Genomic DNA, 25,858 nt, shown 5'->3' with positions numbered 1-25,858 from the left:
GGACAGAAAATCTTCCAAAGGGGCGTAGATGATGGAAAACAAACTGTTATTGATTGATGGAAACTCGTTAACGTATCGTGCTTTTTTTGCTTTGCCGCCGATGACGGACGCACAAGGACGTAATACGAATGCCGCATATGGTTTTACGATGATGCTGTTAAAACTACTTGAAGAGGAACAGCCGACACATATGCTTGTGGCATTTGATGCTTCGAGCGAAACGTTCCGACACGATGTCTATCAGGAGTACAAAGGGAGTCGGGAAAAGACACCTTCTGAGCTTCGTGAACAATTTCCGATTGTCCGGGATATTTGTGAAGCCTTAGGGATTCAAATGATGGAACTTCATCGGTACGAGGCAGATGATTTAATCGGAACACTTGCGCAGACGATGCCGGCTGATCGAATCCGGATCGTGACGGGAGATAAGGATTTACTGCAACTCGTGACCGATCAAGTCGAGGTGTTGATCACTAAACGTGGGATTACAGACGTGCTCTGTATGACAGAAAAATTATTTGCCGAGACGTATGGTGGTTTGAAACCGATGCAGATGATTGACCTGAAAGGATTGATGGGAGATAAATCCGATAACATCCCAGGGGTGCCGGGAATTGGTGAAAAAACCGCCATCAAACTGATTTCTGCCTATGGGTCGGTCGAAGGGTTATATGAACATGTTGAAGACTTAAAAGGAAAACAAAAAGAAAAAGTCATCGCCAACGAAGAATTGGCGCGCCTCTCGAAGGAACTCGCGACGATCAAGCTGGACGTCCCGCTTGATGTCACGCTGGATGATTTACAGATCAGTGATGTCGATACACAGATTCCTTATTCGTTGTTCCAATCGCTTGGTTTTAAATCATTGACGAACCGGTTTGCACCGGTCGTCGAAGAAGCAGACAAGGAACAATTAAACGTCAAGACCATCTCCTCTCTTCCGCTTGATGTCACGGACGCCGTCCTTGTCGTCGAACAATTGCGGGAAGATTACATGGAAGAAGACATCATCGGTTTTGGGATTGCGACACTCGATCAAATTTATGTCGCTTCACAAGAATTGCTCCTCGATCCGGCCTTTCGCGCCTGGATTGAGTCCGACCATCAAAAAATCTGTCTGGATGCGAAACAAGTTGCCTTTGCGCTACGGAAACACGATTTGAAACTGACAGCTTTTGATGATCTGTTGCTCGCTGGTTATTTGTTGAACTTAAGTGGTGGGACGACACTTGCTTCGATTGCCGGCCATTACATGCTGATGGCGCCGAATGAAGAAGCGGTCTTAGGTAAGGGGGCAAAACGTCTTACACCAACGGATGACCTGTTACATCCCTATTTAGCAGAGAAGGCACGGATGATTGAATTGCTGTTCCCGAAAGTAGTCGAAGAACTGAAGGCGAATCAACAATTTGAATTGTATGAGACGTTAGAACGTCCGCTATCTGGTGTCCTTGCCGAGATGGAATGGACCGGTATCCGGGTCGACGTCGCGACCCTGCAAGAAATGCAACAGGATCTTGGAGGACGTCTAAACGATTTAGAACAATTGATCTACGGGGAAGTCGGAGAAGAGTTTAATATCAACTCACCGAAACAACTGGGTGTCATCTTGTTTGAAAAACTCGAATTGCCGGCGTTCAAAAAAACAAAGACGGGGTATTCGACAGCGGCGGATGTGTTAGAAAAACTGCGCCCCTTACATCCGGTCATCGATCACATCATGTTGTACCGGGAACTACAAAAACTACAATCGACGTATGTCGAAGGGCTACAAAAAGTGATTAAGGAAGACGGAAAAATCCATACACGTTTTGCCCAAACGATTGCTCAGACAGGACGCCTCAGTTCGGTGAACCCGAACTTGCAAAACATTCCGGTTCGGATTGAAGAGGGCCGTAAGATTCGGAAGGCCTTTGTTCCGAGCGAACCCGGTTGGTCCTTGTACGCGGCGGATTATTCGCAAATCGAATTGCGCGTCATGGCACACATGTCCGAAGATGAGACATTGGTTCAGGCATTTTTGGATGATGCCGATATCCATACGCAGACGGCGAGTAGTGTGTTTGGTGTCGAACCGAACGATGTCACGGGTAATATGCGTCGTCAGGCGAAGGCGGTTAACTTTGGGATCATTTACGGCATCAGTGATTACGGTTTGTCGCAGAATTTGAACATCTCGCGTAAGGAAGCACAAGAGTTCATCGACCGTTATTTTGAATTGTTCCCACAAATCAAGCTATTCATGGATGCGGCCATCGAGAAGGCACGGATGAACGGTTTTGTCGAAACGTTGATGAATCGTCGGCGCAACATTCCGGACATCAACTCGAAAAACTTCAATTTACGTGGTTTTGCAGAACGAACAGCAATCAATACACCGATTCAAGGATCAGCAGCAGATATCATTAAAAAAGCCATGCTTGACGTCCATGCGGCATTAGAACAGTCGCCATTGCAGGCCCGTCTGTTGCTTCAGGTCCACGATGAATTGATTTTTGAAGCGCCAGATGAAGAACTGGATGAACTAAAATCACTTGTCAAACAAGCGATGGAACAGACCGTCCACTTATCGGTCCCTTTGCGTGTCGATGGGGATGCGGGACACTCATGGTACGAAACGAAATAAACGGTTGTTGGAGGAGGAAACAAGTTGCCTGAATTACCTGAAGTCGAGACCGTCAGACGTAGTCTGGAGCGGACGGTCTCCGGAAAAACGATTTCTTCTGTAAAAGTATTTCACCCGAAGATGATTCGCGGGATGGAAGTAGGTCCGTTCATTGACACGTTGAAGCAAGGACGCATCGAACGCGTAGACCGTCGGGGGAAGTTCTTACTGTTCGTATTCGAGCGTTTTTATTTAGTCAGTCATTTACGAATGGAAGGAAAGTATTTTCCGTATCCACAAGCAATCGAAAAAGATAAGCATACGCATGTCATCTTCCGCTTTACGGATGGTTCGGAATTACATTATAACGATGTCCGGAAGTTTGGAACGATGGAGCTGCGGGATAAAGAGACGGCGATGTCTGTTGCTCCCCTTGCCCAACTCGAACGTGAACCGTTTGATCCGACGTTCACGGCAGAAGTATTGGCAGAAAATCTGATTCGGAAAAAACGAAGTCCCATCAAAACGGCCTTACTCGATCAGTCCATCTTTTTAGGGCTAGGTAATATTTATGTCGATGAGACGTTGTATGCAGCCCGTGTCCATCCTTTGACGAAAGCGGGTGCCTTGACACTCGATGAGATTGCCCGAATACATGTTGCGGGTGTTGACGTCTTGCGAAAAGCGGTCGAGAGTGGCGGAAGTACGATTCGCAGTTATGTTTCTCCAACCGGGAAGGGTGAATTTCAATTGCAACTGGCTGTTTACGGTCAGACCGGAGTCCCATGTCCGAGATGTGGAACGGCGATTGAAAAAATCAAGGTGGGTGGACGTGGGACGCACTTCTGTCCGACGTGCCAACAGGTAGCGTTATGAGAGTCGGGCTGACTGGAGGAATCGCGACCGGAAAAAGTACAGTATCTGCTTATTTGCAAGAACAAGGAGTTGTTGTCATCGATGCAGATCTTGTCGCGCGCGCTGTCATCGAACCGGGCGGATTGGCCTATGAGGAAGTGAAGGCCGTGTTTCCATCTGCTTTTTCAGATGGACAGCTTGTTCGTGCAAAACTGGGGGATATCATTTTTCACGATAGTGAAAAACGACTCGTGTTAAATGAATTGATGCATCCGAAAATTCGTCAGCAGATGCTTCAACAAGCAGACGAATATGAACAAGCGGGGCAGGCGTTGATCGTATTTGATATTCCGTTGTTACTTGAAGGGGACTGGAAACAACTCGTCGAACAAGTCGTAGTCGTCTATTGTAAGGCGGATTTACAAAAAAAACGTTTGATGGAACGTAATCAATTGACCGCTGAAGAGGCGCAGGCAAGAATCGATTCTCAACTTGATATCGAACAAAAAAAACGGCTGGCGGACTATGTGTTATCGAACGAAGGCACACGCGAAGCATTATATCAGCAAATTGATCAATGGTTGGAAACCTTCCGGATGGCTGGATAAAAAGTCAGTCGTCAAACCAATGACGAGTACAAAAACAGACTTCAAAATGAAAGTGAGAGAAAGTTACCAACTTCTCTCACTTTTTTTAGATTACATAATGAAATCGCTTACATTTCATGATATAGTTCTATCTGTAAACGGAGCATCATCCGTCACATTGAAGGGGGATCCAGATATGGGAGTCAAGGTGGCAGTCAATGGTTTTGGGCGGATCGGTCGAATGGTTTTTCGTCGATTGATCGCTGAGGGGAAAAGCGAAGTCGTGGCAATCAACGCCAGTTATCCGGCAGAAACACTCGCACATTTAATCAAGTACGATACGGTTCACGGGAAGTTCGAACATGCAGTGGAAATCGTCGAAAATGGATTGATGATCAATGGTCAGGTCATCCAAATCGTCAGCGAACGTGATCCTGAACGTTTACCATGGAAAGTGCTTGAAATCGATGTCGTCGTCGAAGCGACAGGGAAATTCAATTCGGATGAAGGTGCTGCCAAACATCTGCGGGCAGGTGCTAAAAAGGTCGTCATCACGGCGCCGGCTAAAGGGGATATCCGGACGATCGTCATGGGGGTCAATGACGCGATGTATGATCATGAAGTGGATCATATCGTCTCAAACGCATCCTGTACGACCAATTGCCTTGCACCGGTCGTTCAAGTCATCGATCGGGCATTTGGGATCGAGACAGGTCTTGTGACGACAATCCATGCCTTTACGAATGATCAAAACAACATCGATAATCCACATAAGGATTTACGTCGGGCTCGGGCCTGCGGCTCATCGATCATTCCGACTTCGACCGGAGCGGCAAAGGCGATTTCGCTTGTGTTGCCACATTTAGAAGGAAAATTAAACGGGTTAGCGTTACGAGTGCCGACACCAAACGTATCACTCGTCGACTTGGTCGTTGAAGTGAGTCGGGATACGACGGTCGCAGAAGTTAATGAAGCGTTCGTCAAAGCAGCAGACGGAGCACTCGACGGAATTCTTGGTCTGACCATGGAACCCCTTGTTTCGATTGACTTTAACGGTGAAGAAAAGTCAACGGTCGTGGATGGTTTATCGACGATGGTCATGGGAGGACGACAAGTAAAAGTTCTTGCTTGGTACGATAATGAGTGGGGGTATTCATGTCGTGTCGTCGATCTCGTCCATCTGGTCGGTGCGCATATCAAGGCGATACAGAATGAAGAAAAACAACTTGAGCTAAAATAATTAAATATGGAAGAATCGCTCTACAGCAGTCAGTAGAGCGTTTTTTTTAGGAAAATATATTAAAATTCGAAATTTATCCTTGTGTATCTTTTTGATACTCGCTATAATTCAAATCGTGAACTTCAATCGGTCTGGCAATCGCAGCTTAAAGGGTTAGGACCTCTCTGGACTAACTTTCCCCCGTGGGTGCGAACGACTCAGGCGCAAAGTAAGTGATCATAACTACTTTGAAGACCATTGAATGTAGGGGGGATCCACAAATGGATACTATGGGAAGACACATTATTGCAGAACTTTGGGATTGTAATCCTGAAAAATTGAACGACATGGAATTTGTAGAACGACTTTTTGTTGATGCAGCACTTCAAGCTGGTGCAGAAGTACGTGAAGTCGCATTCCATAAGTTTGCTCCACACGGCGTCAGCGGCGTCGTCATCATCTCTGAATCGCATTTAACGATTCATAGTTTTCCAGAACATGGATATGCATCGGTTGATGTATTTACATGTGGCGATCGGATCGATCCGGCTATCGCAGCGAATTATATCGCTGATGCACTCGATGCGAAAATCCGTGAAACTGTCGAAATTCCACGTGGTCTGGGACCTGTCAAAGTTCCTGCTGCTACGGTTCAGCACGTTAACTGACAAAAACACGAATGAACAAGCTCTCGTCTTCATGGCGAGGGCTTTTTAATATGTCTGACGTCTGTTATTCTTAATAGTAGAAGAAAACAGAAAAAGGTGATGACGAATGGGACTAAAGGAACGTTTGCAAAAACAAATGGAAACATCGGACACACATAAAAATGAAAAATTACGGACGCACTATTATGCAGCGACAGCAGAGATGTTGTTCACAGGTCTAGAAACGGCGATTACACGCCAACAAGGAACAGTCAAACGAATCGACCAAGGAAGAGGGGAATTGGCCTTCCAGGCATCTGGACTAGACGGACTTGCAACCGTCATCATGGTCGGATCAGGTCGGACAGCTGTCGATCTCTTTTTACATCGGGACGGATTGTTAGGTCCGGATCTTGAAAAATGGATTGAGTCGATTTATCAGGACCTCGATGCCGCGTATCGTTTGAAGATGATCGGCACAAGAGAAATTACGTGAATGGAGGTACGACATGCGTTGTCCAGCCTGCAACTATAACGGGACAAAAGTATTGGATTCACGACCCGTGCAAGATTTTGGATCGATTCGCAGACGGCGTGAATGTGAATCCTGCGGGTATCGCTTCACGACATTTGAGATGATTGAACAAACACCGCTCATCATCGTCAAGAAAGATGGGACGCGTGATGAATTCAATCGGGATAAGATTCTGCGAGGATTGGTTAGAGCGTGTGAAAAACGACCGATTTCCATCGAACAATTGGAGACCGTCGTCAGTCGTGTCGAAAAAACGTTACGCGCGACCGCACAACACGAAATTCCAAGTGAACAAGTGGGGCGTCTTGTATTAAATGAACTCGCTTCTGTCGATGAAGTGGCTTATGTCCGATTTGCCAGTGTCTATAAGCAGTTCAAAGACATCAACGTCTTTTTCCAAGAGTTATCTGAATTGATGGAACGCCATCAAGACAATGAACGAGAAAACCTAACATAATGAAGGAGAGGTCGTCTGTCTGTTCAGAACGCCCTCTCTTTTTCTCACGAAAGAAGGGACCAATCAAATGATGGAACGTGAATTGTCAGGGACTGATCTCTGCCTGATCATGAGTAATGGTGTCGTCGATCGGGAAGCCTATCAGTCCCTCTATTATTTATATCAACCAATCATTGGGGTGAAGGCACTTGGTTTGTACCAAACGTTTTGGAGTGAGATGATTCCTGGAAAAACAAAATCTCAATATATTTCACATGCGGAACTTGGGACGTTACTTGGGTTTTCAGTCGAGGAATTTAAAGAGGAACTGTTTAAGCTCGAAGGGATCGGCTTGATTCGGACATTTGAAGCCAAACAAGCCGCTTATCGTTATGTCTACCAAATACGTGTGCCGTTAGCCCCGCATACTTTTTTGAACGATGGTGTGTTATCGAGTTTACTGTTTTATCGTGTCGGTGAAATTCGATTCCGGTCGTTACAAAATCGATTCCGGACGGAGCCATTACCGAAAAACGTCGTCGATCGAACGGTACGCTTTGATCAAGTATTTGATGTCAAAGCCGGTTTGGCTTCAGCGCATCAGCCAAAGTCGTATGCGAAACAAGAACGGGCTGCCTATGAATTTGATTATTCCTTTGACCTCGAAGAAATGAAACGTCAGACCGATCGGTTCCTCCCACGTAGTTTTTATACGAAATCAATTGATCATCTCTTGTTGAAATTAGCCTACGTGACACAATCGAACGAGGCGTTGATGGCGGAACTGTTAAATGCTCGTTTTCGTCACGAAGCGTATTTGCCGATGACGGACAGTGAAAAACAAGAGCGTTGTAAACAAATGATGTTGTCGGCGAAGCAAAAGCTGAGTCGCGAGAAAAAAGCGAAGGTGGCGGTCCTCGAGGAAGTGGAAGTCGGTGAGCTGAGTGAAACGGAAACGATGGAAGGGACCCATCCGAAACATTACGTTGCGAAATTAAGAAAAGTCAAAGCCTTGTCGGAGCGGGACGAAGAGTTGATTCAACAGTTGATCATCGATTATGAGATGTCATCCGGTATCGTCAATGCAGCTTACTACTATGCACTTGTCATCAAAAAAGATAATCGGTTCAGTAAAAACTTCTTACTTTCAATCGTCGACGACTGGAAACAAAAAGGGTACGTGACAGCGGCTGAAGCGTTGGCGAAAACGAAAGAACAAGACGAGTTGATTTCGAAAAAACAGGACCAGAAGCAAGAACGTTCACGGCAGACGGTCGGAGGACGAAGAGGTCGTTCGAATGCGACCGGTCCGAATCCAAAATGGTTACAAGAAGAAAAAGAAAAACAGCAGCAATATGAAGCGACGAAAAAAGCGAGCTTTGAAGCCGAAGTGCCAGATGATGAAGAAATGGAACGGATTCTGCGGGAGCTCAAGGGCAAATAAAGGAGTAGTGAGATGGAACATATCCAATCATCGATTGAAAAGATTTTAAATCGGCCGGACGTGGCGGAATCGGTTCGGGCCATCCATCAACGTGTATTGTCACATCCGGGCGTCATCATGTTTTTACGAACACATCCGGAAATCGATCAACGGACGATTGAGCGAGGGATGCTGAAGCTAAATGAGTACGCCGAACAGATGCATGGGAATCAAATCATTGAGAAGAAGGCTGTCATCGAAGGATACCAGCCTGTTCTCCATCTAGAGAAAGGTCAAATCATGGTCGCCTATGAAAAAACACAAGCGTTACGTGATCTTGAAAATGAACGGGCTTTAGAGAAAAAGTTCAAAAGTTTGTTTTTACCGGATGAAGTCCGGGATGCGAACTTCAGTGATTTTGATTTGACGACGACGGACCGGAAACTGGCCTTGCGGGCTGCCTCACAATTTTTAAATTCTGCGCGTTCGAAACAACAAACAAAAGGATTGTATCTACACGGGAGTTTTGGCGTCGGAAAAACTTATCTTCTGGCTGCAATCGGCAATGCCTTGAAAAAAGAACGGATTGCAACGATTCTTGTCCATGCACCTGGTTTTGTCTCGGAAGCGAAACGCCGTATCCGGTCCGATAGTTTTGATACGTTTTTGGAAAGTTTCCAGACGGTTCCTGTCTTGTTGATTGATGACATCGGCGCAGAATCCATTAGTCCCTGGGTCCGTGATGAATTGTTCGGCATCATTCTTCAGTATCGGATGATGCACCGGTTACCGACCTTATTCAGTTCCAACCTTTCCTATGACGAACTCGAGTTACATTTTGGCATTACGAATGATCAAGGCGATAAATTAAAAGCGATGCGATTGATGGAACGAATCCGGACGACCACGAATCCGGTTGAGTTTTTAGGTGAAAACCGCCGTCGCTATTAATTTCTCTTGTCAAGGAAGTTCGATTTTCGCTATACTAAGGACACAATCTGTATAGATGTCAGCTACGATTGAGGACACGAAAAATGAAATGGTCCAGATCAGCGAGAGAAGGATGGTGAAAGCTTCTCATGGAATCCGTCATTTCTTTACTCCCTCATAGCTCAAGCGGGGCTAATCCGTTTGCGTGTCACGCCCGTTATCGCGTGTTCGAGCCGGTACATGGCAACATGTTCGGGAACGAGGGTGGTACCACGAGATTGAGACTCGTCCCTTTTTGAGGGATGGGTCTTTTTTATTTTAATTTGAGGGGGAAGCAGTCATGTCAAACATTGCTCTTACATTTCCAGATGGTGCAGTAAAAGAATTTGCAGCCGGAACTACAGCTGAAGAAGTCGCCGCTTCAATTAGTCCAGGATTACGAAAAAAAGCATTCGCCGCAAAACTGAACGGACAAGTCATCGACTACCGTCGTCCAATCGAAGAGGATGGTTCCATTGAACTCGTCATGCCGGACTCGGAAGAAGGATTAGATTTGATCCGCCACTCATCGGCACACTTGATGGCTCAAGCCATCAAACGTCTGTACCCGGACGAGACGATTCATCTTGGAATCGGACCGACGATCGAAAACGGGTTTTATTATGACATCGATATGGAGCGCCGTCTGACAGAGGAAGACCTGCCGGAAATCGAAAAGATGATGAATAAGATTGCCGGTGAAAACTTACCGATCGAACGGGAAGTCGTTTCACGTGACGAGGCACTGGCTGTTTATCAAGAATTAAACGATCCGCTCAAAATCGAACTGATCGAATCGATTCCAGCGGATCAGGACTTAACATTCTACCGTCAAGGCGAGTTCTTTGATCTTTGCCGTGGACCACACGTGCCGGCGACAGCCAAACTCCAAGTCTTCAAACTGATGAGCATCGCCGGTGCTTACTGGCGCGGCGATTCGAAAAACAAGATGCTCCAACGGATTTATGGAACAGCATGGGCGAATAAAGACCAGTTGAAACAACACCTGCATTTCCTGGCAGAAGCAAAAGAACGGGACCATCGGAAACTCGGAAAAGAACTCAATTTGTTCTTTACGTCTCAAGATGTCGGTCAAGGTCTACCGATGTGGTTGCCAAAAGGCGCAGCCATCCGCCGGACGGTCGAGCGGTATATCGTCGATAAAGAACTCGAACTTGGGTACGAGCATGTCTATACGCCGGTTCTCGGTTCTGTTGAATTGTATAAAACATCAGGACACTGGGATCATTATCAAGATGATATGTTCCCGAAAATGGAGATGGACAATGAAGAGTTAGTCCTCCGTCCGATGAACTGTCCGCACCATATGATGATTTATAAAAACGAACCGCGATCGTACCGTGATTTACCGCTCCGTGTCGCAGAACTCGGAGGTATGCACCGTTATGAGATGTCGGGTGCGTTAACAGGTCTCCAGCGTGTCCGTTACATGGTCCTCAACGATGGACATACGTTTGTTCGTCCGGATCAAATGAAGGAAGAGTTCAAAGCAATCGTCCACTTGATTCAGGAAGTATACGCCGACTTCGGTATCACAGACTACAAGTTCCGTCTGTCGTACCGTGATCCGGCTGATAAAGAAAAATACTTCGACAACGATGCGATTTGGGAAATGGCGCAGCGTGAGTTAAAAGAAACGATGGATGAGCTCGAGCTGCCGTACTTCGAAGCAGAAGGCGAAGCGGCATTCTACGGACCAAAGCTTGACGTGCAGGTCCGGACGGCACTCGGCAAAGACGAAACGCTATCGACCGTCCAACTCGACTTCCTCTTGCCGGAACGTTTTGAGCTGACGTACAAAGGAAATGACGGACAAGATCATCGTCCTGTTGTCCTACACCGTGGTGTCGTCTCGACAATGGAACGATTCGTCGCGTACTTGATCGAAGAGTACAAAGGGGCATTCCCGACATGGCTCGCACCGGTTCAAGTGAAGTTGATTCCAGTCTCAAGCGTACATGAAGACTACGCACGTGAAATCAAAGCGATTCTCCTGAAAAAAGGGATTCGTGTCGAAACGGACTTCCGGGATGAAAAACTCGGTTACCGGATTCGCGAAGCACAAGTCAATAAAGTACCGGTCATGCTCGTTCTTGGTGATAAAGAAATCGAAGCGCGTGAAGTCAATATCCGCCGCTACGGTTCAAAAGATTCAAGCAACGCATCACTGGAACAGTTCGTCAGCGACTTGGAACAAGAAATCGCAAACCGTTCAAAATAAGGATTTAGTAATAGCGATAAGAGGGTGGCTCACAGCTGCCCTCTTTTTTTGTCCTACAGATTCTATGCTCGAATACCGATAATAGGAACAGAGAAGGGGATGAGGGAATGAAAACAAGAACGATGCTTGGAGTATGCCTGGTCTTAGTATTTCTGCTTTTACCTGACACAGAACACGCAATCAGTATGAAAAGTTACCGGATTACGCCACAGACAGAACCGGTTGATCCTGCACTTCGCGCGTATTCGACATACAATGCCCAAACTAGAAATCATTACACACTTCGGTCGTATCTCGAAAAAATCGAGGCGGAAGGCGGAGGAACGCTAGTCTTGTCAAAAGGAGTGTATCTTTCCCCGTTACGTGTCGGGGTTCCTTCCAATACGACCATCATTTTAGAGGATGGTGTCATCATCAAAAAGACGAATGAGACAGGTACGTCAAAAATCCGTGCAACGACAAGCATCTTCGACTTGGTGCCACCTTCTGTTTTGCGGTTAAATACAACAGTCGGGAAATATGGCGGGTCAAAAAACATTAAAATCATCGGACGGGGAAATGCTCAAATCGATTTAAATTATTTTCCGCGCGGCTCAGCTTTTGCGATTGCGCATAATGAAAATCTGTATCTCGGGGGAATCACGATCCGTCATCAACAAGGGTCACATGCAATTGAACTGGATGCGACCAAAACGGCACTTATTGAAAACATGCATTTTGTCGATGCGAAGATGATTGCCGGGACAGGTCCCAATGAATCCATTAATCTGGATACGCCGGACCCGGTCACAAAAGGCTTTCAATGGAAATGGTCGGCGCAAGACCGGACACCGAATCACGATATTACGATTCGGAACAATGACTTCACTAATATCAATGTCGCAATCGGCACACATCAATATTCTCAAGATCGTCCGCATACGGCGGTCCGTATTTTAAATAACGTAATTGACGGAACGAAAGATCATGCGATTTCAATGATGAACTGGAACCAACCGGTCATTCAATACAATACGATTCGAAACGTGCATCGGGCAGACGGAAAAGCCATCGCTATTTTAGGACGTGGAGTAGTCGGTGGCAGCATCAAACAGAATCGACTGGAAAAGATTGATCGGGCCATTCAATTTCAGCCACACGTCAATTATGGATTTAAGCCGCTCTACAATCGATTCACGGATAAAGAGAAACTAAGCTTTCGTCAAAACGAAGTAAATCAAGCAACGGTAAATCAAGTCGTCCTGTTTTCCAAGTTAGGTGTCTTTTCGGCGGAAACATCAGAACGCTTTAATTTTATTCCATAAAAAAAGCCTATTCCTTTGCGGAATAGACTTTTTTTATGGAAACATTATTTTTGCATCTGTTGCAAGAACGGTTGGATATCGACTTGTAACGCTTCTGATAATTTTTTACCAAGGGATTCATCCGCCCGGTAGAAGTTACAGATGGCAAGCAAGACGGTATTTTCATGGCGGACTTGTTTTAGATCGTCCACCAGGTTGTTGAGAAGGGCTGTTTGTTCTTCTTCTGATAAGCGACGATAGACTTCACCGGCTTGACCGAAGTTGTTTGTTTTTTCGATTTCGAGACGACCGTGGATGTCATCATACAACGGTTGATTTTCTTCCGTGTACTCCGGCGTTTGTTTTGGCTCATCCTGATAACGGTTTGGTTCATAGTTGACCGGGCTTGTTTGTTGTCCGATCGGCATCGCACCATCACGTTGATAGTTGTTAACTTGGGCGAACGGACAGTTGATCGGCAACTGTTGGTAGTTCGTTCCAATCCGGTAACGTTGCGTATCTGAATACGAGAAGAGGCGTCCTTGAAGCAACTTATCTTCAGAAGGCAACATACCTGGAATCAGAACACCCGGGTTAAAACCAACGGATTCTGTTTCAGCAAAGTAATTATCAACGTTTTTATTAAGTGTCATCGTCCCGACATGTTGGAATGGAATGACATCTTCAAACCAATCCTTTGTTGCATCGAGTGGATCAAAGTCGAAATTGTCAACATCAGCGGGGTCAAGAACTTGAACGAACAAATCCCACTCTGGGAATTCTCCGTCTTCGATGGCTTGGAATGTATCGTTTGAAGCGTGGTTGAAGTCTTTTCCTTGAATTTCTGTTGCTTCGTCCGCTGACAGGTTATGAACACCGACTTTTGGCACCCAACGTAATTTGACATAAACCGTGTTTCCGTGTGCATTGACCCACTTAAAGGCATGGACGGATGAACCGCGCATTTTACGGTAGCTTGCCGGAATACCCTCATCTGTAAAGAGGTGCATCAACATGTTTGTCGATTCCGGACGTAATGTCATGAAATCCCAGTAGCGGTCAGGATCTTGAATGTTCGTTCGCGGGTCCGGTTTTAATGAGTGGACCATATCCGGGAATTTCATCGCGTCACGAATGAAGAAGACCGGTAAGTTGTTTCCGACGAAATCCCAGTTTCCTTCTTCTGTATAGAATTTAACAGAGAAACCACGTGGATCACGTAAGGTCTCTGGAGAATGTGTACCATGAATGACGGTTGAAAAACGGGCGAATACCGGTACCTCAGTACCTTCGTTCTGAAGGAATGCGGCTTTCGTGTATTTTTTCATCGAGTTTTTGACAGTGAATACACCGTGTGCGCCAAAACCGCGGGCGTGAACGACGCGCTCTGGAACGCGTTCCCGGTCAAAATGCGCCATCTTCTCAATCAATTGATAGTCTTCTAATAATGTAGGACCACGACGACCTGCTGTCCGTGAGTTCTGATTGTCACCAATCGGCACACCTTGATTCGTAGTTAATCTTTTTTCACTCATATTAATAATTCCCCCTTATGTATAAGATTATATTGATTATAAAACAAGAATCATTCTAAATAAAGAATAATGCTCTTAAATTCTGAAAACTTAATTCAGACCTTTTTTAATTACCCCTGAGGACAAGCTTAGAAACTTCTTGCTAAACAGGAGGAGGATTGCTATTATAATCAAGTGTGTGAGCAACGTTCTATCGGAACAGATAAAGCGGCTTGACATCGAGGGAAAACAAGTGCTATGATAGCAAAGTGAAATGACAACAAAGCAGAAGCATCCCGCTTCTCACCACGTATAGCAAACTATGCTGGTCCATCATGATGATATGCGATGATAGAGTGTTCTCTGATTATTGTATAGATTATGAGTGTGGGCGGGAAAAACTGCCGACGCTTTTTTTATAGCGTTTTATATCATTCATTTTTCGTGCTCTGCACGATGGAGGTGCTAACCATTAGCAAAGATCTGTTAATCAATGAAGGCATTCGCGCTCGAGAAGTTCGTCTTATCGGAGCGGATGGTGCACAACTTGGAGTCCAGTCGCGTACTGAAGCGTTACGTCTTGCTGAGGAAGCTGACCTTGACCTCGTCATGGTCGCACCACAAGCGACGCCGCCTGTATGCAAAATCATGGACTACGGTAAATACCGTTTTGAGTTGCAAAAAAAGGACAAAGAAACTCGGAAGAATCAGAAAGTGGTTCAGATGAAAGAAGTCCGTCTCAGCCCGACAATTGAGGAGAATGACTTCCAAACGAAATTCCGTAATGCGAAGAAGTTCTTAGAGAATGGAAACAAAGTGAAAGCGAGTATTCGTTTCCGCGGACGTGCCATCACTCACTCGGAAATCGGTAGACGTGTCCTCGAACGTCTCGCAACAGAATTAAGCGAGTTCGGTGTCATTGAACAGAGACCGAAGATGGAAGGACGCAGCATGTTCTTAGTGCTTGCTCCAAAGAAAGAAGACTAATCGAATCGAAGTAGGAGGGAATCTCTCATGCCTAAAATGAAATCGCACCGCGGTGCTTCTAAGCGTTTCAAACGTACTGCTTCAGGTAAATTGAAACGTGGTCGTGCTTACACAAGCCACTTATTCGGTAACAAATCAACTAAAGCGAAACGTAAATTACGTAAATCTAGCATGGTATCATCGGGTGACTTTAAACGTATCCGTCACATGATCGCTAAGTAATTTACCCAATCGTACACAGATTTAGGAGGGAATTTATATGCCACGCGTAAAAGGCGGATATACGACTCGTCAACGTCGTAAAAAACAACTCAAATTAGCTAAGGGCTATTACGGCTCGAAACATACACTCTTCAAGGTTGCAAAACAGCAGGTCATGAAATCTCTCATGTATGCTTACCGTGACCGTCGTCAAAAGAAACGTGACTTCCGTCGCCTCTGGATCACTCGGATCAATGCGGCTGCACGTATCAACGGTCTTTCTTACAGCCGCATGATGCATGGTCTCAAACTTGCAGGTATCGACGTTAACCGTAAGATGCTTGCTGACCTCGCAGTTACAGATGCAACTGCATTTGCTTCACTTGCTGATACAGCAAAAGCAAAATTGAACGCTTAAGTTCTACAATTCGTCGGGGAATTTAATTCTCCGACGATTTTTTTGGATTCATGGTAAAATGAAAAAGCACATTTTCACAGACTTAGGTAATTTTTTAAGATTAAAAGGAGAATTAAGATGGACTGGTTGACACTTTTTGAAATGCAGGAACAATTGGATAAACGGATTCAGTCAGAACATAATTTGACGGGAAATCAATTTGATGAACGTTTGCTGGCGTTATTAGTGGAGCTTGGTGAGCTTGCGAATGAGACGCGTTGTTTTAAATTCTGGTCGACAAAAGGACCATCGGCTCAAGTCACGATTCTCGAAGAATACGTCGACGGTGTTCATTTTCTACTTTCGTTAGGACTTTCGTTAGATTATCGGAAAAACGAATTTGTTGAAGGGGACTACTATCTGACGGCAACGGACGCCTTCTTAGATGTCTACAATAAAACAAATGTATTTGCGATTTCACGAACGGAACAAAGTTATGATGTTTTAATTGGTGCGTATTTAGCATTAGGTGCTACACTTGGTTTTACACAAGAAATGATTTTCAAAGCTTATGTCGCAAAAAACGAGGCGAATCACGTTCGCCAAGACAACGGTTACTGAGGAGGAAATCAGATGAATGAACAATTACATATGCTGAAACGTCTTACGGACGCAACAGGTGTTCCTGGAAATGAGAAAGAAGTACGCCAATTAATGCGCGAGTATCTCGAACCGCATGCAGAAGTCTTTCATCAAGATGGATTAGGGAGTTTGTTTGCTGAACATCAGGGAGCAGGAGAAGATGCACCGCGGATTCTGATTGCTGGTCATATGGACGAAGTCGGATTCATGGTCACGAAGATTGATGAGAAAGGATTTCTTCGTTTCCAGCCACTCGGCGGATGGTGGGGACAAGTTCTTCTCGCACAGCGTATGAATATTGTCACGTCATCTGGTGAAGTCATCCCAGGTGTGATCGGTGCGAAGCCACCTCATGTTTTACCACCGGAAGCGCGCAATAAACCAGTTGATATCAAAGAGATGTTCATCGATATCGGTGCCACTTCAAAAGAAGAAGTGGAAGGTTGGGGAGTTCGACCAGGAGATACGGTTGTCCCACATTGCGAATTTACTGTGATGAAAAATGAGAACTTTTTAATGGCGAAAGCGTGGGATAACCGCGTAGGTTGTGCGATTGCCATCGAAGCCATCAAACGCTTAAAAGAAGAGGGACATCCGAATACGATTTTCGCAGGTGCCACTGTTCAAGAAGAAGTTGGATTACGTGGTGCGCAAACGATCGCGAATCTGATTCGTCCGACGATTGCCTTTGCGGTCGATACGGGGATTCCAGGAGATACACCAGGCATGACAGACCGTGAAGCCTTATCCAAATTAGGTGAGGGTGTTCAAGTCATCATGTTTGACGCCACGATGATCGCACACCGTGGGCTAATTGATTTTGTCACTACTGTCGCTAAAGAAGAAAACATTAAATATCAATTGGATCTGACACCGGGTGGCGGAACAGATGCAGCGAAATTCCACCTGTCTCATACAGGCGTACCTTCACTTGCTCTGACTGTTCCGATCCGTTATCTGCATACAAACGTTTCGATCATGCATAAAGCAGACTTCGAAGCGGCCGTTGACTTAATCGTCGCGGTCACAAAACGTCTAGACGCAGAGTCGGTCCAAGCGATTTACGAGGGGTAAACGATGAAACATATTTCTTCCGCAAAAAATGAGATCGTCAAACAATGGAAAAAACTTTTAACTAAAAAGGGACGTCTGCAATCTAAACGTTTTCTGATCGAAGGAGAACATCTAGTTGAAGAAGCAGTTCGTGCCGGCATCATCAAAGAATTGATTGTCCGTGACGATGTTCAAGTACCGGGTTCTTGGAAAAAGAATGCAGCGGACTTGATTACGATCGATGAGTCGGTCGCCAAAGTCCTTTCAGAAACAGAAACGACACAAGGCATTTTTGCTGTTTGTGAAATGAAAGAACAAACAGAACGGTTAGAGCGTGGACGGTATCTGTTACTCGATCGTCTTCAAGATCCGGGTAATGTCGGAACGATGATCCGGACTGCCGATGCGGCTGGGTTTGATGGTGTCATCATTGGACACGGCACAGTGGATGTCTACAACAGTAAAGTATTGCGCGCGACACAAGGTTCGATTTTCCACCTGCCAGTCATCATGATGTCACTGGAAGACGCGATTCAAGATTTACATGAACTCGGTGTCTTTATTCTAGGGACGGCACTACGTGATGCCCAACCTTATACAGACGTTGAAAATCTTGGAGCCATCGGTTTGATTATCGGTAATGAAGCGCAAGGTGTTGCGCCTGAGCTGCTTGATCAATGTGATGGACGCGCATACATCCCGATTCGCGGAAAAGCAGAATCGTTGAATGCAGCCGTCGCTGCCGGGATTTTACTGTATCATTTTGCTCCGGCTGATTGAATCAGACACGCGTTCATGCTAAAGTAAATGACATCAGAACAATTACCTAGACGTTGATGGAACAGAGTAGGTTAGGAAACGATTCGATTAGGGAGGAGAAGCCTTAGACTGAAAGCTTCTTTACGAATCCGCTGACTGAATTCACTCCGGAGTCGCACGAGAGATCGTGACGGGATGCGCCCGTTATTGCGCTACTTGAGGACTTGATGGATTCAAGTCAAACAAGGGTGGTACCACGATGTAATGAAATCGTCCCTTCGGCAAATTGTCGGAGGGGCGATTTTTTATTTGATGAAAAGGAGTGACGAGCATGCGGGAACAATTAGAGGCACTTCGTGACGAAGCGCTACAACTCGTAGATCAGGCAAGTACACAAAAAGAATTAAATGATGTTCGTATCAAGTATCTCGGTAAAAAAGGTCCAATCACGGAAGTGCTTCGTGGGATGGGAAAATTATCAGCAGAAGAACGTCCTGTCGTCGGAGAAATCGCAAACGCTGTTCGAGGTGTGATTCAAACCCAACTGGAGCAACGTCTAGTCGATGTCAAACAACAAGAAATGAACGCAAAATTAGCGCTCGAAGCAATCGATGTGACGCTCCCGGGACGTTCGAAAAAAATGGGGCAAGCCCATTTGCTCCAACAAGTCACGGATGAAATTGAAGACATTTTTGTTGGACTCGGTTATACGATCGCAGAGGGTCCTGAAGTGGAACAAGACTTGTTCAACTTCGAGATGTTGAACCTTCCAAAAGATCATCCAGCGCGCGATATGCAGGATTCATTTTACATCACGGATGAAATCTTGATGCGGACACATACGTCTCCTGTTCAAGCACGGACGATGCTCGCTTCAAAAGGAGAGCCGATTCGGATTCTCTGCCCGGGTAAGGTCTACCGCCGGGACGAAGATGATGCGACGCATTCACACCAGTTCATGCAAGTCGAAGGACTTGTCGTCGGTGAAGACATCTCGATGGCAGATTTGAAGGGAACACTCGAAGCATTCGTAAAACAAATGTTTGGCGAAGCGCGCGAAATCCGGTTACGTCCAAGCTTCTTCCCGTTCACGGAACCATCTGTCGAAGTGGATGTCTCGTGTTTCAAGTGTGGCGGAAAAGGGTGTAACATCTGTAAACAGACCGGTTGGATTGAAATCTTAGGAGCCGGTATGGTTCATCCACACGTGCTGGAAATGGCGGAATACGACAGTACGAAAATGTCTGGATTTGCCTTTGGGATGGGGATTGAACGAATCGCCATGTTGAAATATGGTGTTGATGATATTCGCCACTTCTATACGAATGACGTTCGCTTCAGCGAACAGTTTTAAGGGGGAAAACAGATGTTAGTCTCAAAACAATGGTTACAGGAATTCGTCGATGTCCGTCAAAAAACAGGCGAAGAATTGGCTGATTTGATTACGAAAAGTGGAATTGAAGTAGAAGGTGTCGAAGTCCGCGACGCTGAGTTAAGCAATATCGTCGTAGGACACGTCTTGACGAAAGAAAAACATCCGGAAGCGGATAAATTGAATGTCACGACAGTCGATATCGGACAAGAAGAACCCGTTCAAATCGTGTGTGGCGCACCCAACGTTGATGTCGGACAAGACGTCATCGTCGCGCGTGTCGGGGCACGCCTTCCCGGTATCAAGATTAAACGCGCTAAATTACGAGGAGTCGTCTCCGAAGGCATGATTTGTTCACTTGAAGAACTTGGATTTGAGAAAAAATATATCCGTGAGGACGAACAGGACGGAATCCATACATTCCGGGAAAACGTCGAACCGGGCCAAGATGTATTAGAAGTGCTCGGGATGCATGACGAAATCCTGGAACTCGGGCTGACACCAAACCGTTCGGACTGTCTCAGCATGTACGGCGTCGCCCACGAAGTCGCGGGAATCTTGAATACGAACCCGGTCTTCCCGACGGTCGAAGTGATGGAAGCATCGGAAACTACGGGTGTCGAAGTCCGACTGGATTCAGAAGCCTGCTCGTTTTATGCGGCACGCGAAATTCGGGACATCGCCATTGCCGAATCGCCACTCTGGTTAAAAAATCGTCTGATTGCCAACGGAATTCGTCCAATCAACAACGTCGTCGACATTACGAATTTTGTTTTACTGGAGACGGGACAACCACTCCATGCTTTTGATGCCAAAAAACTCGGCAACCAGATTGTTGTTCGTCAAGCAATCGCCGGCGAAACGTTCCAGACACTGGATGAAGTGGAACGGACACTCGATCCATCGATGCTCGTTATCACAGATGGTGAGCGTCCGGTCGCACTGGCCGGCGTCATGGGCGGGGCGAATACAGAAGTTGATGCAACGACGACATCGATTGTCCTTGAATCGGCGTATTTCGCTCCTATCTCTGTTCGGAAAACAAGCCGTGTCTTAGGCCTTCGTTCGGATTCAAGTTCACGCTTTGAAAAAGGTGTCGACCCACGCGGCGTCCTTCTGGCGCTTGATCGGGCAGCGACATTGATTGCGGAAGTAGCAGGCGGGACAATCCTTGCCGGAACAGCGCAAGCCGGTGCTCTGCAACTTGAGGATCATTTGATCGAAGCAAGTGTCTCGTACATCAACCATCGTCTTGGAATGGAAATCGAAGGAACGGTCATGAAGGAATTGTTAGAACGTCTTGGATTAGGTGTCGAGTTGTCGGCAGATGCGTTGACAGTTAGTGTACCGACACGTCGTCAAGATTTAATGATTCCGGCCGATTTAGCAGAAGAAGTCGCGCGACTGTACGGTTATGACGCGTTAACATCAAGTCTGCCGCGAGAAGCGAGTCGTGGTTTCTTACCAAAACGCAATCAACACCGTCGTCACATTCGTCGGTTGTTGCAGGGCGCAGGACTCTCGCAAGCCATTACGTATTCGTTGACGAGTGAACAACGGGCGATGCAATTCAACGAACAACACGATTTGCATCCGGTCAAACTCGCAATGCCGATCAGTGAAGCCCGTTCGACGCTTCGGACATCCTTGATTCCGGGATTACTGGAAGTCGCACAACATAATGTCGCACGTCAGCACGCCGATCTTGCGTATTATGAACTAGGCAGCGTTTATCTCCAACGGGATGCCTCGCTTGAGACGTTACCGCTTGAGCAAGAAGTAGTCGCGGGAGTCATGGTCGGCGTGGCGGAGCAACATCGTGTCCATGGTACATTCGTCAAAACGGATTTCTTCGTCATGAAAGGAATCGTCGAGACGTTAGCTGAGGCCCTTGACGTGTCATTGACGTATGAAGCGGTAGGGATGCCATCGATGCATCCGGGTCGGACGGCGCGGGTCTTCCTAAGTGGTGAGGCGATTGGTTTTGTTGGACAGGTCCATCCGGGATTATCAAAAGAAGAATACGGACTAAAAGAAGTGTATGTCTTTGAACTCGATGCGATGTTATTGCATTCTAAAGATCAGCTTGTCTATCAAGAAATCTCTCGTTTCCCATCGATGACGCGTGATGTCGCGATTGTTCTGCCACGTTCAGTGACAGCGAGTGAAGTGGAGAACGTCATCACGCAAGCGGCGGGACCACTTTTGCAACAGGTGGAGTTGTTTGATGTCTATACAGGCGAAAACGTCGGAGCAGATCAAAAGTCGTTTGCTTTCTCCCTACGTTATCAAAATAAAGAACGAACACTTGTGGATGAGGAAGTCACGGCAGCCCATCAACATGTAGTTGAAGCACTGAAAGCGACGTTTGACGCCGAGTTACGTGCATAATCGCAAAAACAGTCACCAGTAAAGAGTGTCTTAAATGAAACACCGAATGCGATCTCTCTTTTAAAAAAGAGGGATATCATTTGGTGTTTTTTTGTGTGTTTCAGAGGGGAATCAGATTGTGTCAACGAATTCATGATGCAAGATTTTTTTCATGAGATGACTGATTTCGTCGATTAAAGATCCAGTAGATCAAACCACTTGTGAAGACGATTAGGCTACAAAAAAGAAACATCTTCGAGTAACCGACTTCAGCTGCTAGACTTGAGAGCATTAAAGCCCCAAGACCAAACCCGCTGTCATACGCCAAGAAAAAGGTTGAGATGGCTTTCCCTTTTTGATGTGGAGCGGCATACGTCAACATGACCGTCTGAAGCCCTGGAAAAATCGAGGCGGAGCCAATCCCGATGATGAGCGCGGCCAGCAAGAGTCCGATGAGTGACGGGAATGTACCTAAGAGGACAAAGCCGATGACATATAAAAAATAAGATGGAAACAAAACGAAACCAGGTCCTTTTTGATCAAACCATTTTCCCGCTAAGGGACGAATCGCTACCATACCGAGTGCGACGACAGCATAAAAATAAGAAGCATAAGGAACATGACCAATCGAATCCGCATAAAGCGAAATAAACGCCGATGTACTTGAAATAGCAACTCCGGCAAGAACCGTCGCTAGTAGTAAAAGAGGGCGGGACAGGAAAAGCGATTGATGCAGGCGGAAAGCAATTCTGTTCGGAACATGCTGGCTTTCTAGGGGCAGACGAACCATTAATACGAACGAAAGAAATGCAAGTAATGCGACCAAAACGAAATAAAAGAAAAATGCTTCTTGCTGAATCAAACTGAGTCCGATTACGGGACCGAGAACGGAAGCGAGGTTCATTGAAAGAACAAAATAGCCCATTCCTTCTCCTTGCCGTGGTTTTGGAATGAGCGTCGTCACTGCTAAACTGATCGAGGAAGACAACATACCGAAACTAAATCCGTGCAATACACGCACAACAATCAGGTAGACGAATGATTCGAGCGGTAAAACGAATACATATAACAGGCTCATGAATGTAAACAATCCTGCTGATATTAACAGCACCCGCTTTAAATCAAACCGATCCAGCCAATGGCCAATCAACGGCCGTGAACAGACGGTTGCTAAAATGAAGCTGGTCACGACCCAACCGAGTGCGGCTTGGGAGACGTCAAACCGTTTAGCAGCTAGTAACGGCAAGGAAGCATTTAACAAATAAAACGTGATAAACAGTAGTAGGTTAATCAATAACGTCATGACATAGTGTCGATGAAATAAACGGTTTGTCAATAGAGTTCCTCCTGTTCGTCAGGACGATGTTCTTCGAGGAGGTGTGTCATGATGGTGGCGAGAAGAGCTTGATTTTCACCTGAAATAGTGTGTAAAAAAGATTGATGAGCCGATTGGACGGCTTGATTGATTTGTTCATAAGACTGGTTTGCGGATGGCGTTAACGTAATCCGGCGCTTTCGACCAGATCCGATCCGAACGACAAACCCCAGTTCTTCGAGCCGAGTGACGGTTTTAGTGACGGCGGGTTTTTCAATGACCAGGTATTTAGCCAACGCCACTTGCGAGACAGGTTCAAGGATAACGACGGCCTTCAATAACGCCCATTGTCCTGTATGTAAGGAGAACGGGGCTAGTGCGACATCAATATCCCGTTTCGCGAGACGTGCCACTTTCGATAATTGACCGAGTAAGTCTTCTTGTTGGGTAAAGATAAAAAAACCTCCTTTAAGGTAACTAGTTAACTTAAAGGAGTATAACGGACTAAAGGATAGGTTGGCAAGGCATTGTTTTTTGTAAGAAGCAGTTTGGAATACTAATCGATTTAATACCTTTCAGCATTCGATGATGAACAAACACACCACTACGAAGATTCTAAGTGAGAGCGTTTTCAAAAAAAAAACGTTATAGCTTGCTGAAAATAGGGTAATTTTACGAAAAGAGAGGTCTTTTTCTGTATCTGCCTGAATCTGTTGAACGGTGGCTTCAATCCTAGGGCACTCGATTCTTCAGAACAGGGCTGAGGAAGGTCATCATCAATCCTTTCATCTGATTTTCTTGAAAAGGTTTTGCGAAGCTAACGTGCGATTTTGAATTGGTTGTAACATACTTAGTTGAAAGTTTACTTGAAAATGAATCGACATCTTCCTAATCATTATATAGAACAAACCCGTCAAACTATAACTCACGTCCGTTTAACCACAAAGGAGAGAATACACATCATGAATCGTCCATCCAAACACTTGTCAGAATTAATTGCTCTGTTTCACCTTACATGTGATGAAAACCCGGTCATCACGAGTATCGAGACGGACTCTCGTCGAGTGACAGCAGGAAGTCTGTTTATTTGTGTCCGTGGTTATACCGTAGATGGACATCAATATGCACAAGAAGCGATGGAGAACGGAGCAGTTGCGATTTTAGCAGAAGAACCGCTTGCCGGAATCACGATCCCCGTGATTTTATTAGCGGACACGAAACATGCCGCTGGAAAAATCGCGGATTTGTTTTACGATCATCCAAGTCAACAACTTCGTGTCTATGGGATTACCGGTACAAACGGGAAGACGACGACAACGAAACTAACCTATGACTTGTTCCGAGCAGCTGGGCATAAAGCCGGGATGATCAGTACGGTTGGGGCGATGATTGATGGTGAAATGATTGATACGCCGAATACGACGCCGGAAGCAATCATCTTACATCGCATTTTACATCAGATGGTCGAACGTGGTGTGACGGACTGCGTACTCGAAGTATCTTCTCATGCGTTGGTCGAGGGACGCGTGGAAGGAGTCCGGTTTCATGCGGCAGCATTTACGAACTTAACACACGATCATCTGGATTATCATACATCGATGGAAGAATATGCAGAGGCAAAAGCGTTATTATTTGAACAAGTCGCGACGAGTGGTGGGGAGGCGGTGATTCTCAACGAAGCCGATCCCATCAGCCAAGTCATGGCGCAAGCAGCAGATGGGGTCCCTGTTCTCTGGTATGCGACAGATGAAACATCAAATGCCCCGATTGCAGTCGAATGGAAAAAAGAGACGGTTCGGGTTCGACTCGATGGAACGGTGACGGAAGTCCCGGTCTTTCTTTTAGGTGACTTTAATGCCGCCAATCTCGCAGCAGCAATCGGATTGATTAGGGCGGGCGAAGTCAACATGTACCAACTGATTCGACACATCCCGGAACTTCGTTTACCAAAAGGAAGGCTCGAGCGGATTCCATTCGAAGGGTGTGAAATTTATATCGACTATGCCCATACGCCGGATGGACTGGAAAAATGTTTGAAAGCTTTATCTGTTCCGGATGAACCGTTATATGTCGTGTTAAGTGCAGCAGGAGAACGGGATCGTTCGAAACGAAGTATCATGGGACGAATTGCGAGTCAGTACTGTGAGGGTATCATCGTGACAGTCCATGATACGAGACGAGAGGAACCACAGCAGATCATCAAGGAATTGATCAAGGAAATCCCGCCCCGAAAAATCATCACGTGTCATGAAACACGGAAAGAAGCGTTGCAGATTGCGGCCAAAATCGCCTTGACCGGAAAACGGGTTATCATCGTCGGAAAAGGGCATGAACGGTTTGAACGGATCGGAACGGAAGATGTTCCGTTTGATGAAACGAAAATTTTGATGGAAGCTTTAAACCGTTTATCCGGACAAGAGTCAGCGATGTAAAAAAACCGACCGATC

At 46.0% G+C, this 25,858-nt stretch carries 23 protein-coding genes; 20 read left to right on the top strand and 3 right to left on the bottom strand.

Going from position 1 to position 25,858, the window contains the following annotated elements; all coding sequences use genetic code 11:
- Positions 1 to 28 precede the first annotated feature (28 nt).
- From polA to P404_RS0103570, 11 genes are all read left to right on the top strand, one after another.
- A complete protein-coding gene (polA, locus tag P404_RS0103620; protein WP_026829996.1) occupies positions 29 to 2,626 on the top strand; it encodes a DNA polymerase I in 2,598 nt (865 codons plus the stop codon).
- Positions 2,627 to 2,650: 24 nt separating this feature from the next.
- Positions 2,651 to 3,481 carry a DNA-formamidopyrimidine glycosylase gene (mutM, locus tag P404_RS0103615; protein WP_014970986.1) on the top strand — a complete coding sequence of 277 codons (831 nt, stop codon included), beginning with the start codon at positions 2,651 to 2,653 and terminating at the stop codon, positions 3,479 to 3,481.
- A complete protein-coding gene (gene coaE, locus P404_RS0103610) occupies positions 3,478 to 4,068 on the top strand; it encodes a dephospho-CoA kinase (RefSeq protein WP_026829995.1) in 591 nt (196 codons plus the stop codon). Before mutM ends, coaE begins: the two co-directional genes overlap by 4 nt.
- A 175-nt stretch (positions 4,069 to 4,243) precedes the next feature.
- A complete protein-coding gene (locus P404_RS0103605; RefSeq protein WP_026829994.1) occupies positions 4,244 to 5,287 on the top strand; it encodes a glyceraldehyde-3-phosphate dehydrogenase in 1,044 nt (347 codons plus the stop codon).
- Positions 5,288 to 5,547: 260 nt separating this feature from the next.
- A complete protein-coding gene (gene speD, locus P404_RS0103600) occupies positions 5,548 to 5,934 on the top strand; it encodes an adenosylmethionine decarboxylase (RefSeq protein WP_014970983.1) in 387 nt (128 codons plus the stop codon).
- 136 nt (positions 5,935 to 6,070) lie between these two features.
- A complete protein-coding gene (locus P404_RS0103595; RefSeq protein WP_236624283.1) occupies positions 6,071 to 6,409 on the top strand; it encodes a hypothetical protein in 339 nt (112 codons plus the stop codon).
- 13 nt (positions 6,410 to 6,422) lie between these two features.
- A complete protein-coding gene (nrdR, locus tag P404_RS0103590) occupies positions 6,423 to 6,905 on the top strand; it encodes a transcriptional regulator NrdR (protein WP_014970981.1) in 483 nt (160 codons plus the stop codon).
- Between the two features lie 67 nt (positions 6,906 to 6,972).
- Positions 6,973 to 8,328, top strand: coding sequence for a replication initiation and membrane attachment family protein (locus P404_RS0103585; protein WP_026829993.1), 1,356 nt, complete (start codon positions 6,973 to 6,975; stop codon positions 8,326 to 8,328).
- Positions 8,329 to 8,340: 12 nt separating this feature from the next.
- Positions 8,341 to 9,258, top strand: coding sequence for a primosomal protein DnaI (gene dnaI / locus P404_RS0103580; RefSeq protein WP_026829992.1), 918 nt, complete (start codon positions 8,341 to 8,343; stop codon positions 9,256 to 9,258).
- Positions 9,259 to 9,577: 319 nt separating this feature from the next.
- The gene (gene thrS, locus P404_RS0103575; RefSeq protein WP_026829991.1) at positions 9,578 to 11,518 is read left to right on the top strand and encodes a threonine--tRNA ligase; all 1,941 of its coding nucleotides are present in this window, start codon (positions 9,578 to 9,580) and stop codon (positions 11,516 to 11,518) included.
- A gap of 107 nt (positions 11,519 to 11,625) precedes the next feature.
- On the top strand, positions 11,626 to 12,822 hold the full coding sequence (locus P404_RS0103570) for a glycoside hydrolase family protein (RefSeq protein WP_014970977.1): 1,197 nt from the start codon (positions 11,626 to 11,628) through the stop codon (positions 12,820 to 12,822).
- 44 nt (positions 12,823 to 12,866) lie between these two features.
- Here the strand turns inward: P404_RS0103570 and P404_RS0103565 are convergent, their stop codons facing one another.
- A complete protein-coding gene (locus P404_RS0103565) occupies positions 12,867 to 14,336 on the bottom strand; it encodes a catalase (protein ID WP_026829990.1) in 1,470 nt (489 codons plus the stop codon).
- 435 nt (positions 14,337 to 14,771) lie between these two features.
- On the opposite strand from P404_RS0103565, the gene infC reads away from it, so the two are divergent.
- The 8 genes from infC to pheT all read left to right on the top strand — a co-directional run bounded on the left by infC (position 14,772) and on the right by pheT (position 22,117).
- On the top strand, positions 14,772 to 15,302 hold the full coding sequence (gene infC, locus P404_RS0103560; RefSeq protein ID WP_026829989.1) for a translation initiation factor IF-3: 531 nt from the start codon (positions 14,772 to 14,774) through the stop codon (positions 15,300 to 15,302).
- A 27-nt stretch (positions 15,303 to 15,329) separates the two neighbouring features.
- A complete protein-coding gene (gene rpmI / locus P404_RS0103555; protein ID WP_026829988.1) occupies positions 15,330 to 15,524 on the top strand; it encodes a 50S ribosomal protein L35 in 195 nt (64 codons plus the stop codon).
- 37 nt (positions 15,525 to 15,561) lie between these two features.
- A complete protein-coding gene (gene rplT, locus P404_RS0103550; RefSeq protein WP_012371057.1) occupies positions 15,562 to 15,921 on the top strand; it encodes a 50S ribosomal protein L20 in 360 nt (119 codons plus the stop codon).
- Between the two features lie 117 nt (positions 15,922 to 16,038).
- Complete coding sequence (locus P404_RS0103545) at positions 16,039 to 16,521, top strand: dUTP diphosphatase (protein WP_014970974.1); 483 nt, start codon at positions 16,039 to 16,041, stop codon at positions 16,519 to 16,521.
- 12 nt (positions 16,522 to 16,533) lie between these two features.
- Entirely contained in the window at positions 16,534 to 17,616 is a 1,083-nt protein-coding gene (locus tag P404_RS0103540; protein ID WP_014970973.1) for a M42 family metallopeptidase, read from the top strand.
- 3 nt (positions 17,617 to 17,619) lie between these two features.
- Positions 17,620 to 18,375, top strand: coding sequence for a TrmH family RNA methyltransferase (locus P404_RS0103535; protein ID WP_014970972.1), 756 nt, complete (start codon positions 17,620 to 17,622; stop codon positions 18,373 to 18,375).
- Positions 18,376 to 18,685: 310 nt separating this feature from the next.
- Positions 18,686 to 19,708, top strand: a complete 1,023-nt coding sequence (pheS, locus tag P404_RS0103530; protein WP_014970971.1) for a phenylalanine--tRNA ligase subunit alpha — start codon at positions 18,686 to 18,688, stop codon at positions 19,706 to 19,708.
- A 12-nt stretch (positions 19,709 to 19,720) separates the two neighbouring features.
- Positions 19,721 to 22,117: a phenylalanine--tRNA ligase subunit beta gene (gene pheT, locus P404_RS0103525; protein WP_026829987.1), complete on the top strand. Its 2,397-nt coding sequence runs from the start codon at positions 19,721 to 19,723 to the stop codon at positions 22,115 to 22,117.
- 130 nt (positions 22,118 to 22,247) lie between these two features.
- Here the strand turns inward: pheT and P404_RS0103520 are convergent, their stop codons facing one another.
- Positions 22,248 to 23,432 carry an MFS transporter gene (locus tag P404_RS0103520; protein WP_026829986.1) on the bottom strand — a complete coding sequence of 395 codons (1,185 nt, stop codon included), beginning with the start codon at positions 23,430 to 23,432 and terminating at the stop codon, positions 22,248 to 22,250.
- Complete coding sequence (locus P404_RS0103515) at positions 23,429 to 23,824, bottom strand: MarR family winged helix-turn-helix transcriptional regulator (RefSeq protein ID WP_236624281.1); 396 nt, start codon at positions 23,822 to 23,824, stop codon at positions 23,429 to 23,431. The genes P404_RS0103520 and P404_RS0103515 overlap by 4 nt, the downstream gene beginning before the upstream one ends.
- Before the next feature lie 549 nt (positions 23,825 to 24,373).
- Here P404_RS0103515 and P404_RS0103510 point away from each other — a divergent pair.
- Positions 24,374 to 25,843: a UDP-N-acetylmuramoyl-L-alanyl-D-glutamate--2,6-diaminopimelate ligase gene (locus P404_RS0103510; protein WP_034774009.1), complete on the top strand. Its 1,470-nt coding sequence runs from the start codon at positions 24,374 to 24,376 to the stop codon at positions 25,841 to 25,843.
- The last annotated feature ends 15 nt before the right edge of the window (positions 25,844 to 25,858 follow it).

This window comes from Exiguobacterium antarcticum DSM 14480 (assembly GCF_000685865.1).
GTDB lineage: Bacteria > Bacillota > Bacilli > Exiguobacteriales > Exiguobacteriaceae > Exiguobacterium_A > Exiguobacterium_A antarcticum.
This window is presented reverse-complemented; position numbering and strand designations above follow the sequence as displayed.

What these genes read in the sequence shown, in the direction of transcription:
- polA (WP_026829996.1), top strand. Translation starts at nt 29, where the DNA reads ATGATGGAAAACAAACTGTTATTGATTGATGGAAACTCGTTAACGTAT.
- coaE (WP_026829995.1), top strand. Translation starts at nt 3,478, where the DNA reads ATGAGAGTCGGGCTGACTGGAGGAATCGCGACCGGAAAAAGTACAGTA.
- P404_RS0103605 (WP_026829994.1), top strand. Translation starts at nt 4,244, where the DNA reads ATGGGAGTCAAGGTGGCAGTCAATGGTTTTGGGCGGATCGGTCGAATG.
- speD (WP_014970983.1), top strand. Translation starts at nt 5,548, where the DNA reads ATGGATACTATGGGAAGACACATTATTGCAGAACTTTGGGATTGTAAT.
- P404_RS0103595 (WP_236624283.1), top strand. Translation starts at nt 6,071, where the DNA reads ATGGAAACATCGGACACACATAAAAATGAAAAATTACGGACGCACTAT.
- nrdR (WP_014970981.1), top strand. Translation starts at nt 6,423, where the DNA reads ATGCGTTGTCCAGCCTGCAACTATAACGGGACAAAAGTATTGGATTCA.
- P404_RS0103585 (WP_026829993.1), top strand. Translation starts at nt 6,973, where the DNA reads ATGATGGAACGTGAATTGTCAGGGACTGATCTCTGCCTGATCATGAGT.
- dnaI (WP_026829992.1), top strand. Translation starts at nt 8,341, where the DNA reads ATGGAACATATCCAATCATCGATTGAAAAGATTTTAAATCGGCCGGAC.
- thrS (WP_026829991.1), top strand. Translation starts at nt 9,578, where the DNA reads ATGTCAAACATTGCTCTTACATTTCCAGATGGTGCAGTAAAAGAATTT.
- P404_RS0103570 (WP_014970977.1), top strand. Translation starts at nt 11,626, where the DNA reads ATGAAAACAAGAACGATGCTTGGAGTATGCCTGGTCTTAGTATTTCTG.
- P404_RS0103565 (WP_026829990.1), bottom strand. Translation starts at nt 14,336, where the DNA reads ATGAGTGAAAAAAGATTAACTACGAATCAAGGTGTGCCGATTGGTGAC.
- infC (WP_026829989.1), top strand. Translation starts at nt 14,772, where the DNA reads ATGGAGGTGCTAACCATTAGCAAAGATCTGTTAATCAATGAAGGCATT.
- rpmI (WP_026829988.1), top strand. Translation starts at nt 15,330, where the DNA reads ATGCCTAAAATGAAATCGCACCGCGGTGCTTCTAAGCGTTTCAAACGT.
- rplT (WP_012371057.1), top strand. Translation starts at nt 15,562, where the DNA reads ATGCCACGCGTAAAAGGCGGATATACGACTCGTCAACGTCGTAAAAAA.
- P404_RS0103545 (WP_014970974.1), top strand. Translation starts at nt 16,039, where the DNA reads ATGGACTGGTTGACACTTTTTGAAATGCAGGAACAATTGGATAAACGG.
- P404_RS0103540 (WP_014970973.1), top strand. Translation starts at nt 16,534, where the DNA reads ATGAATGAACAATTACATATGCTGAAACGTCTTACGGACGCAACAGGT.
- P404_RS0103535 (WP_014970972.1), top strand. Translation starts at nt 17,620, where the DNA reads ATGAAACATATTTCTTCCGCAAAAAATGAGATCGTCAAACAATGGAAA.
- pheS (WP_014970971.1), top strand. Translation starts at nt 18,686, where the DNA reads ATGCGGGAACAATTAGAGGCACTTCGTGACGAAGCGCTACAACTCGTA.
- pheT (WP_026829987.1), top strand. Translation starts at nt 19,721, where the DNA reads ATGTTAGTCTCAAAACAATGGTTACAGGAATTCGTCGATGTCCGTCAA.
- P404_RS0103510 (WP_034774009.1), top strand. Translation starts at nt 24,374, where the DNA reads ATGAATCGTCCATCCAAACACTTGTCAGAATTAATTGCTCTGTTTCAC.